General features: G+C 69.2%; 10 protein-coding genes and 1 pseudogene. 8 read left to right on the forward strand and 3 right to left on the reverse strand.

Annotated features, from left to right (window positions below):
* Positions 1–280: 280 nt before the first annotated feature.
* The 3 genes from ABZW30_RS45305 to ABZW30_RS45315 all read left to right on the forward strand — a co-directional run bounded on the left by ABZW30_RS45305 (position 281) and on the right by ABZW30_RS45315 (position 2,687).
* Complete coding sequence (locus ABZW30_RS45305) at positions 281–805, forward strand: hypothetical protein (protein ID WP_355677188.1); 525 nt, start codon at positions 281–283, stop codon at positions 803–805.
* Between the two features lie 129 nt (positions 806–934).
* Positions 935–2,341, forward strand: coding sequence for an MATE family efflux transporter (locus ABZW30_RS45310; protein ID WP_355677189.1), 1,407 nt, complete (start codon positions 935–937; stop codon positions 2,339–2,341).
* Positions 2,342–2,348: 7 nt separating this feature from the next.
* The gene (locus ABZW30_RS45315; RefSeq protein WP_355677190.1) at positions 2,349–2,687 is read left to right on the forward strand and encodes a DUF6000 family protein; all 339 of its coding nucleotides are present in this window, start codon (positions 2,349–2,351) and stop codon (positions 2,685–2,687) included.
* 500 nt (positions 2,688–3,187) lie between these two features.
* Here ABZW30_RS45315 and ABZW30_RS45320 read toward each other — a convergent pair whose 3' ends face one another.
* Entirely contained in the window at positions 3,188–3,871 is a 684-nt protein-coding gene (locus ABZW30_RS45320) for an alpha/beta hydrolase (protein WP_355677191.1), read from the reverse strand.
* 107 nt (positions 3,872–3,978) lie between these two features.
* Positions 3,979–4,422 carry a winged helix-turn-helix domain-containing protein gene (locus ABZW30_RS45325; RefSeq protein WP_355677192.1) on the reverse strand — a complete coding sequence of 148 codons (444 nt, stop codon included), beginning with the start codon at positions 4,420–4,422 and terminating at the stop codon, positions 3,979–3,981.
* Between the two features lie 85 nt (positions 4,423–4,507).
* Between ABZW30_RS45325 and istA the strand changes: the two genes are divergently transcribed.
* The 3 genes from istA to ABZW30_RS45340 all read left to right on the forward strand — a co-directional run bounded on the left by istA (position 4,508) and on the right by ABZW30_RS45340 (position 7,353).
* The gene (istA, locus tag ABZW30_RS45330) at positions 4,508–6,133 is read left to right on the forward strand and encodes an IS21 family transposase (protein WP_355677193.1); all 1,626 of its coding nucleotides are present in this window, start codon (positions 4,508–4,510) and stop codon (positions 6,131–6,133) included.
* On the forward strand, positions 6,130–6,882 hold the full coding sequence (gene istB, locus ABZW30_RS45335) for an IS21-like element helper ATPase IstB (protein WP_355677194.1): 753 nt from the start codon (positions 6,130–6,132) through the stop codon (positions 6,880–6,882). Before istA ends, istB begins: the two co-directional genes overlap by 4 nt.
* 84 nt (positions 6,883–6,966) lie before the next feature.
* Positions 6,967–7,353 carry a DUF6191 domain-containing protein gene (locus ABZW30_RS45340; RefSeq protein ID WP_355677195.1) on the forward strand — a complete coding sequence of 129 codons (387 nt, stop codon included), beginning with the start codon at positions 6,967–6,969 and terminating at the stop codon, positions 7,351–7,353.
* Between the two features lie 182 nt (positions 7,354–7,535).
* Here ABZW30_RS45340 and ABZW30_RS45345 read toward each other — a convergent pair whose 3' ends face one another.
* Positions 7,536–8,132 (reverse strand): CGNR zinc finger domain-containing protein, encoded by a 597-nt coding sequence (locus ABZW30_RS45345; RefSeq protein ID WP_355677196.1) that lies wholly within the window; start codon positions 8,130–8,132, stop codon positions 7,536–7,538.
* 180 nt (positions 8,133–8,312) lie between these two features.
* Between ABZW30_RS45345 and ABZW30_RS45350 the strand changes: the two are divergent.
* Positions 8,313–9,066: pseudogene (locus ABZW30_RS45350) on the forward strand (metallophosphoesterase).
* A 22-nt stretch (positions 9,067–9,088) separates the two neighbouring features.
* On the forward strand, positions 9,089–9,709 hold the full coding sequence (locus tag ABZW30_RS45355; protein ID WP_355677197.1) for a LysE family translocator: 621 nt from the start codon (positions 9,089–9,091) through the stop codon (positions 9,707–9,709).
* Positions 9,710–10,055: the final 346 nt, after the last annotated feature.

The raw sequence follows: 10,055 nt of genomic DNA on the forward strand, positions 1-10,055 counted from the left end.
CACCACCCCCCGGGGGGCGGCCCCCCCCCCCCCCCCAAACCCCGCCCGCCCCCCCCCCCCCCCCCGGGGGGGGGGCCCCCCCCCGCCCCCCCCCGCCCGGGAACCGCGCCCGAACCCCGAGGCCCTGGTTCAGGTCGAAGTCGTCGGGGTCGAGGTCGAAGTCGTCGGCGGTGAACCCGCCGTAGGGGCCGCCGTTGAAGTAGTCGGCGAGGGCCTGGCCGAAGGACTCGACACGGCGGTCCTCGCCAACTCCACTCCCGACGCTGAGCCCGGATTCCCCATGCCGTTCGCGGAGTTGGCGCTCGACGGCATCGACACGGTGTTCGCGATCTCCGACCAGGGCGCCGCAGGCGCGTTCACCGCGCTTCGGCTCGCCGCGAACACCCTGCCCGCGGGCTCCAACGGACGTGCGCTCGTCCTCGTCAAGGACCAGGCCACCGTACTGCAGGGGCCGCCGATCCCCGAGGACACCCGCCCCACCCGCGACATGGCCGTGGCGCTCGTCCTCGACCGCGACGGCACGCTCGGCGCCCCCAGGATCCGTCAGCACGCCGGGGTGTCGACGTCCGGCATCGTCAACCTGCTGCGTGGCGAGGCGGAGGAGGCCGAGGCCGTCACAGCGATCTGCCGACCGGCCTTCGCCCGTACCGGGCGAAGGCCGGTGTCCGCGCAGACGTCCTGCCCGCCCCCGAGGCACTGCCGTGCACCGGGTTGTGGGCCGCGCTCTCGGAGCACTGCGCGAACCCGCCGGAGGCGGACCGGAGGGTCGTCCTCGCCGACTACCACCATCGCCTGGGGCACCTGAGCCTGTGCCGGCTCGACACGGCAACGGCCTGAACCGTCCAGCCCCTGTGGACATTCGTCGGTGAATGTCGATAGCGTCCCGCGGCTCTTCCCCCCTTCACGCCCAGCCGTCGCACTCCGGGAGGTCCGTATGTTTTCCCTGGCCACGCATGAAAGAAGGGGCGTGTGGCGCACCATATCGGGCCTCGCTGTTCCGCTTCTTGTGGCCGAGTCCCTCAATTTCGCTGTCCAGCTCGGCATCGTCGCCGTTCTGGGGCGTATGGGGGGCGACGCCATTTACATTCGCTCCCTGTATCAGCCGGTCAGCCTCGCCGTCCTCGCCGTGACCGTAGGCTTCGCGGTCTCCAACCAGGTCGCCGCCGCGATCAGCAAGGGGGCCGGGCGCCCCCGGAACGTCATGGCGAACGCCGCCAGCCTGGCCAGGGTCTGGCTCGGGCTCGGCGCGGCCCTGTACCTGGTCCTCGCGATCGCGGCTCCCCTGCTGGCCGGTCTCCTCCATGTGGACGCCGAGCAGCGGGACACGTTCGTCTCCTTCCTGCGTTGGACCAGCGCCGCCAGCCTGCAGGCCATCGGGGCGGAGCTCTGCGCGTCCAGCCTGCGCGGCTACGGGTACGTGCGGCACGCCACCCTTCTGGTCGTCTGCACGGCGAGCGTACGGATCGGCCTCGTGGCCGGCCTCGGGCTCGGCACCGACGTCGGGACCGCGGCGGTGCCCGTCGCCGAGGCGACAGCGGGTCTGACCGGTCTGACCATGGGCCTGGTGCTGCTGCGCCGCACCGAGCTGTGGCATCCGCCGGCCGTCCTGATCTGGCGGCGCGAAGTCTTCACCGACCTATGCCGCATCGGCGTGCCCATCGCCATGTCGCTCCTCCTGATCTCCGCGTACAACCTCGCGGTCATTGGCGTCCTCGGGCACTACGGGCAAAACGCCGTGGCCGGGTTCACGGTCGCGTCCACCGTGCAGAACGTCGTACTGCTGCCGGGAACGGTCCTGGGCACGGCCACGGCGATCACCATCAACCAGCAACGCGGAAAAGGCGATTGGCAGCGCATACGTGCGCCGATGCGCGGCGGCATCGAGGTCACCGTCATGGCCTACATGGCGATCGCGGTACTGGTGTGGTCGGTGCACGACCCACTGGCGCGGCTGATCAGCGGCGACGCCGGGGTGGCCGCAGCCGCCGGCAGCTACCTGGGCGCCGTGGCGCTCACCTACGCGGTCCAGGGCCCCGTACTCACCTCGCTGACCGTCATGGAGGAGACCGGCGGCGGCTTCCAGGCCATCGTGCTCAACGCCGTCTACTTCGGCCTGATCGTCGCGGTCAGCACCGCTGCGGCACACGCCGCCGGCAGCGCGGACGGCTTCTACGCAGCGGTGGCGTACTGCAATCTGATCGGCGTGAGCGTGCCGTTCATCGCCGTACGGCACATACGAAAACTGTCAGCCGAGGGCAGCGCCCGGACAGCTGCCACAACCGGCCCGGCTTCGCGGCGCCCGGCCAGTACCGGGCCAGGATCTTGTAGGCGTCGGGGTTGATCTCGGCGTGCCAGGCGACGATGCCACCGAGGGTCACTGCGTTGCCCTCGCCACCTTCGGGACGCCTGCCGATGCCGACATCCTGGCCGCCTACCTCGATCGCTATCTGCCACGGCCAGACCTCTACTACAACCGGACCCGCGCCCTCGGTGTCTTGCTGCACCTGGACACGAAGCTGGGCTCGGAAAGAGCGACCCGATTCCTCACCCCGGAGGGTCTCTGGGAACAGTGGACCGACGGGCCGCCCGGCAAAGAACGCTGCGACCCCGAGCAGTACCGCAGGCACATCGGGGACCTCTGCGCCTTTGCCGAGGAAGCAGCCAGACACTGTGTGGCACGCAACTGATGACGCTGTGTCCCGGAGCACACTGCCTTCTCAGTGTTGATCATTTCCAGATTCTGTTGAGGGCGAGGCGGGGGCGGCTCGGGCGATCTCGCCGATCCGGTTCGGGCCGAGGGTGATGTGCTGCAGGGTGCGCCAGCGCTGCTTGAGTTCGGCGGCAGCCCGTTCTCCGAGTGCGCGGATGCCTCTGATCAGGCTTTTCGTCGTGCGTGTGTCTACGTGGAGGGCCTACTCGGACCGGCCTTTCGGGCGTCGGACCGGGACGAGGATGCCGATGCCGGCACCGATGTATCCCTTGTCGGCGAGGGTGGGTAGGCCGTCGACCCTTCCGTGCCGTCGCGGCCTGGCAGGAGCCCATCGTGGCGTAGTCGAATGACCAGGACGCCGCGCTACTTGCGGAGGAAGTGATGACGTTCTCCGGCGACCTGCGGCTTTGCGAACAAACGCGCGGCTGCGGCGGCGCGGACAGATGCCCCAAGGAGCGTGCCTCGCGGTCCTCGGCCCTACTCCAGGGTCTTCGCGGCGTTGCGGATGACGTCGAGGACGGCCTTGGGCTGCGAGAGCATCGGGACGTGGCTGCTGTCGAGGCTGACGATCGTGGCCTTCATACGTTCGGCGGAAGCGCGCTCCCGGTCCGGGTTCACCGTGCGGTCCTGGGTGCCCACGATGTACCAGCTCTGCTTGGCTCGCCAGGCGTTGCCGGGAACCTGCTGGTCGAAGAGGTCCGCGACCGGCGGGTTAGCGGTCGCCAGCACGAGCTTCTGTTCCTCCAGCGGCAGATCACCGCAGAAGTGGCCGATGCCCGACTCCTTGAGGTAGATGCGGTTGTCGGCCACCTCGAGGTGCTCGAAAACCGGCGAGCTGGGAAATGCGTCCAGGTGCTGCTGCGAGGTCTCGTCGTCATCCGGGGCGAGCGCGCAGATGTACACCAAAGCGCCCACCCGGTCGTGCACGCCCGCCTTGGTGATCAGCGTGCCGCCGTAGGAGTGGCCCACGAGCACGACCGGGCCGGGCACGTGGTTGATCGCGCGAGTGACGCAGGCAACGTCGCCTTCGAGCGAGTCGAGGCCGTGCTGCGAGACGAAGACCTCGCGCCCCTCGGCCTGGAGTGCGGGGATGAGCTTTGCGAAGCAGGAGCCATCAGCCCACAAGCCGTGGGCGAACACGACGCTGGCCTTGCCTGCCATGATTTCCTCCTTCGTGGGCGCACGACAGTGAAGATCCAATTCGTTGGATCTTCACTGTCGTACCCTAAGGGCCGTCCCGTTATGAGCAGATGAGGCGGGGCGGGCGGTCACGGTACGGTCCTCGGATGGAGCTCTTGAACCCGGTCTGCCCGCTGCACGGACCCGGTATCGACCCCTCGTCTTTCCGTCGCAGTCCGCCCGGGCTCTTTTACCTCCGCCCAGGTCACCTCCCTCCACGCGGCCACGACCTGCTCGTCGCGTTCCGCGGCCCGGCGCGTGGGGACCTGCGGGGTGAAGCCGAGCCGGCGCATCAGCCGGGTGGCCCCCGAGACGCTGTAGGAGACATGGAACCTGCGGCCGATCAGCGTGGCCTGTGAACGGTCAGCGATTTCCCCCACTTCTGGGACTTCGTGGTCACGGAATTGGCCAGGGTCGCGGTCACGAGTCCCCAAGGGGAACTTGACCACGCGAAAGCCTCGAATACCCCAGATCAGGTGGTTTGACCTGCGAGTGATCGTTCCATCCGAATCGTTCAGGTTCCCCCTGGGCATCCCCGAGCCGGGTTGAGGGTCCTGACCGTCTCGGAGTCGTCACCGTCCCTCGACCGACAGGCCGAGAGGTCGACGGACACTCTGGATGGCAAGGAGAACGTTCACCGTGGTCGACATCGTCGAGATCTACGTCCACTGGTACGCGGGCCGGTCGAAGAACCAGCTCGCGGCCTCGCTGGGGGTGGACCGCAAGACCATCAGGAAGTATCTGGCGCCGGCGGAGGCGTCCGGGATGGCCCCGGGTGGGCCGCCTATGAGCGAGGCGGACTGGGGCAAGCTGATCAAGAGCTGGTTCCCGGAGCTGGCCCGGCGCCGGCTGAACCAGGTCACGTGGGCGGAGATCGAGCCGCACCGCGACCTGGTCAAGGGGCTGCTGGAGACGACCACGGTGACCACGATCCATCAACGCCTCAGAGATGAGGGGAAGTTGGCGGTCTCGTTGTCGACGTTCCGCCGGTGGGTGACCGAGAACCTCCCGGACGAGTCGGCCCGGTCGAAGGTGACGGTGCTGCGGGACGACGTCGAGCCGGGCTCGGAGGCCCAGATCGACTACGGCTTCCTGGGTCAGTGGATCAACCCGTCGACCGGCAAGAGGCACCGGATCTGGGCGTTCGTGATGGTGCTGCCCTGCTCGCGGCACATGTTCGTCCGACCGGTGGTGCACATGGACCAGCACGCCTGGACCCAGGCCCACGTCGCAGCGTTCCGGTTCTTCGGCGGTGTCCCACGGCGGCTGGTGCCGGACAACCTGCGCACGGCGGTGGACCGGCCGGACCTCTACGATCCGAAGATCAACAAGTCGTATGCCGAACTCGCGACCTACTACGGCGCCCTGGTCGACCCGGCCCGGGCGGCGAAACCGAAGGACAAACCGCGAGTCGAGCGGCCGATGCCGTATGTCCGCGACTCGTTCTGGAGCGGGCGGGAGTTCACCTCGGTCGAGCAGATGCAGGCCGAGGCCCTGACGTGGTCGACCGGCACCGCCGGCCGCAGGCAGTGCCGCCCGCTGGGCGGCGCGAGTCCGCTGTCGGTGTTCGAGGCGGTGGAGGCCAAGGCCCTGCTGCCGTTGCCGGACAAGCCGTTCGTGCTGGCCCGCTGGTCCACCGCCGCAGTCGGCCCGGACATCCACATCAAGGTCGGCCGCACCCTCTACTCGGTGCCCTGGAAGCTGATCGGCCGCAAGGTCGACGTCCGTTCCACCGCCACCATGGTCCAGGTCTTCCACGAGGGGGAGCTGATCAAGACCCACGCCGCGCTCGAACAGGGCAAGCGCACGGACAGAGGCGACTACCCGCCGGAGAAGATCGCCTTCCAGATGAAGACGCCGATCTGGTGCCGCAGCCAGTCCTCCGAGGTCGGCGACGCCTGCCGGGAAGTGATCGACCAGCTGCTGGAGGTCAACGCGCTCTACCGGCTCCGAGCTGCCCAGGGGATCCTCGGGCTGCAGAAGAAGTACGGCCACCAGCGGCTTGAGGCGGCCTGCACCAAGGCCATCGCGGTCGGCGACCCGTCCTACCGCACCATCAAGGGCATCCTGATCGCGGGCACCGAGACCGACCCCGAGCCGGAGACCGGTGACGCCGGGGCCGCGGCCTTCCTCCACGGCCCCGAGGGCCTGTTCGCCACGAGCATCCCCTCCCAGACCTCCGGCGAGCCCGAGGGCACCCCAGGCCACGCTGACGCCGACGACGCCGAGGAGGCCGCTCGATGAGCGTGATGGACACCGCCCTGCGCGAGTCGCTCAAGGCCCTTCGCCTCTCCGGGATGCTGGAAACCCTGGACGCGCGGCTGATCCAGGCCCACGGCGGTGAACTCGGTCACCTGGACTTCCTGCAGGTCCTCTGCCAGGACGAGATCACCCGCCGCGAGACCGTCGCCTTCCAACGGAGCCTGCAGAAGGCGAAGTTCGAGCAGCAGGTCACTCTGGAGGAGTTCGACTTCGCTGCTTCCCCGAAGCTGCCCGCAGCCCAGATCCGCGACCTGGCCGCCCTGCGCTGGCTCCATGCCGGCGAGTCGGTGATCTTGTTCGGCCCGGTGGGCGTCGGCAAGACACACGTCGCCCAGGCCCTGGGCCACCTCGCCGTCCGGCAGGGCGCGAACGTCCGGTTCACGAAGACCAGCCGGGCTCTGGCCGAGCTTGCGGGCGGCCACGCGGACCGCACCTGGGACAAGCGGATGCGGGAGCTGATCCGACCCGACGTCCTCATCCTGGACGACTTCGCTATGCGGCAGTTGAGCGCGGCCCAGGCCGACGACCTCTACGAACTGGTCTCCGAGCGGCAGGGGCGCTCGCTGATCATCACCAGCAACCGGGCTCCCAGTGACTGGTATCCCCTCTTCCCCAACCCCGTCGTCGCCGAGTCGCTCCTGGACAGACTGATCAACACCAGTCACCAGGTGATCATGAACGGCCCCAGTTACCGGCCGAACAAGCGGCCTAAGAACTCCACTGACAAGTAGGCCGCTTCGGCCATCCGACAGTGTTCGGGGAACGTCTCCCAGTGGAGGGGACGTTCCCCGAACATGTTGAGTCTGTTGCCCATCATGGGAAGCCTGCTGTTTCCCGCAGCCCTGGTCGTGCTGTTCTTCGTCGCGTCCGCCGGGCGGCAGGCCGTCCTGCGGACACCGAGACTGCGCTGGCTGGCCAGCCGCCTGCGGCCGAGTCACGAAGCCGGCGAACGCGGGACAGGCGCGACCGCGACGGAAGAACTTCACGCGCTCCTCTACCCGAGCAAGCGGATCCAGCTGGAGCAGCGCCGGATCGAACTCGTGCTCCGTGACGACGAGAACGACGGCGCACCCCCCAAGACCGGCATCGACCTCACTGCCGGCACCGCAACCATTCGCCGAACTGCGAGCACCAGCCCTCGAAGCCAGGCCCTCACCGAGCCACAACCTGGGGAATTACGTGACCGTGGGCCTGGGGAATAGCGTGACTGTCCACAAACCCGCGCAAACCGACCAACCGTCTGAGCGCACCAGCGCATGCGGACCGCAATATCCAGCTTGCGGCGAATCGAAATGTTCACGGGTTCGGGCAGCACTGGCAGTCGGCGGGTCTCTCCGGGTGCCCGTCATCCCCGGCTCCAGCCCTGAAGTCCGCCGACCAGGCCCTACGGGCTCGTGGCCGCGCGCTGGCGCCCGTAGTGGCGGGCGACTCGGGCCCGGTTGCCGCAGGAGGGTTTGCACCATTCCTGCCGTCCATGGGTCTTGAGGAAGTACCGGACGCATCGAGGGGCCGTACACGCTCGCAGCTGCGCCCGGTCCGGGCCGGCCAGGAAGTCGATCACCGCCCGCGCCAGCGCCGCGATCAGCCGGGTCCGGGTGTCGACCACCGAGGAGGCCAGTCGGACGGTGGGCCCGCCATCGCCCGGCCAGTCCAGCTGCGGGACGACCGGCTCAGATGCGGCAAACACGTTCAGCAGCTCGAGCGCCTCGGCGGCCGGCATGAGCCGGCGCGCATCCGCCGGGCTCGGCGGAGCCGGGCTGACCGCCCGAGCGAACAGGGCCCGGGCGGCCCGGCGCAGCGTGATGATCTCGCCGTGCAGTTGCTCGTCCACGGTGAGCCGCGCCGTCGTGTCGGCTGATGGTTCGCCGTGCTCCGCCAGCCAGGCAGCCGTCTGTTCGGCCGTGGCCAGGTCGTCGAGGACGCCTCCGTTCCCGTCGTGGCGAATGGTGCTCACCAACTCCAGCGCCGGACAGTGCTCCATGTCGCCGCTTCTCCTCTCCACCGACCGATCGAGCCCTACTTGATCACATCCTCTTGATCACCTCCACGTCCCTACCCTAAGGTCGCTAACGCCAAAGTGATAACTATCCATTAGTTTCCCTGGTCGGACTCGCCTTGCCCTGCGCGGATGGGTGACCACGTACACGAAGGAGACAGATCGATGACGGTCCTGCTCGCCCAGATCAGCGACCTGCACCTGGACGGCAGCGAACGGGCGACCGAGCGGGCCGCGCGGGTCATGGACCACCTGCGCAACCTGCCGCGCCCGGTCGACGCCCTGCTGGTCACCGGCGACATCGCCGACCACGGCGCGCCGAGCGAGTACGAGGAGGCGGCCCGGCTGCTGTCCGCGCCGTTCCCCGTGCTGACCTGCCCCGGCAACCACGACGTGCGCCCGGCCTACCGCAAGGCCCTGCTCGGCGAGGCGCCCGGCGAGCAGCCGATCAACCGGCTCCACCACGTCGCCGGCGCGGCGGTGCTGATGTGCGACTCCACCATCCCTGGCCGGGACGAAGGGCTGTTGGAGCAGCAGACGCTCGACTGGATCGACACCACCCTCGCCGCCCTGCCGTCGACCACGCCGGCGCTGATCGCCTTCCACCAGCCGCCGGTCGCGCTCCACCACCCGCTGCCCGACTCCGGCATGCTCCGGCATGCTCCGGCAGCCGGAACGCCTCGCAGCCGTGCTCGACTCGCATCCGCAGGTCGTCGCGGTGATCACCGGGCACGCGCACACCGCCGCCGCGTCCACCTTCGCGGGCCACCCACTGATCGTCGGACCGGCCGTCACCTGGACCCTGCGAATGCCATGGGAGGGCGACCGGCCCGCCGACCGCGACCAACCGCCCGCGCTCGCCTTCCACGTCCTCAACGACGACAACCGCCTCACCACGCACTTCCGCGTCGTGCTCTGACTTCCCCGCGGCCGCAGCCACCGTGGTGCACCCGTATGCTGTCGCCGGGTTCCTGGCGTCGGTCTTCCCGCTGATCGCCACCCCCGGCGCCAGCCTGGCCCTGCTGATCCGGCAGGTCACCGAACAGGGCCGCCGCCAGGCGCTGCCCGTCATCCTCGGCACCGTCGGCGGCCTGTACGTGCACGCCACCCTCGCCATCGCCGGGCTGGCCACCGCAGCCATGCACTCCGGCCGAGCCTTCACCGCCGTCCGGCTCGGCGGCGCCGCCTATCTCATCGGCCTCGGCGTGTGGACCTGGCGATCCGCCCAGGCCGGTCCCGGCGCCGACCGGCCCGGCCAGGCAACCTCCCGGCGACTTGGACCCGCCCTCCTCCAAGCGCTGCTGGCCAACGTCCTCAACCCCAAGGCGGCCTCGATCTACCTCACCCTCGCCCCACAGTTCCTGGACCCACACCAGCCGCTCGCCGGCCAGGTCCTCACCCTGGCCAGCACCCACGCACTGCTCGTAGCCGGCTGGCTGCTGGCCTGGGCCTTCCTGCTCGGCCGAACGACGCACGCAGTGCGCGATCCGCGGCTGCGGTACTGGGGGATGAGAGCCACAGCCGTCGTCCTGCTCGCCATGGGCATCCGGTCCGTTACCTGAAGGCGGCGCCCGCGCGGGTTCACCCCAGGGTCTCCGTGGCACTCGTGTGCACGACGGGACGGTCCCGCGCCTTGGTCCCGGTGCTGTCGTTTCTGGTTCTGGCTCAACTTCTGGATGTTGTTGGTGATCTTCACCGGCGAGGGTGAGATTGTCGTCGATCGGCGGCCGTTGACTGTGCCCACCTGCTGTCCTGGCCTGGAGATTCGGGCTGGTCGAAGGGTGGACTGCGGTGGCGATGGGTTCCTGGTCCGGGCGGGAGATCCCGCCGTTGACCGCACGGATGGCCCGGGCGAGCAATCCGCGGGGCACGGCGGCGATGTGGGTGCGCGATCATCTGGACGGACTG

Source organism: Kitasatospora sp. NPDC004669 (assembly GCF_040609455.1).
In the GTDB taxonomy this organism is placed as follows: Bacteria; Actinomycetota; Actinomycetes; order Streptomycetales; family Streptomycetaceae; genus Kitasatospora.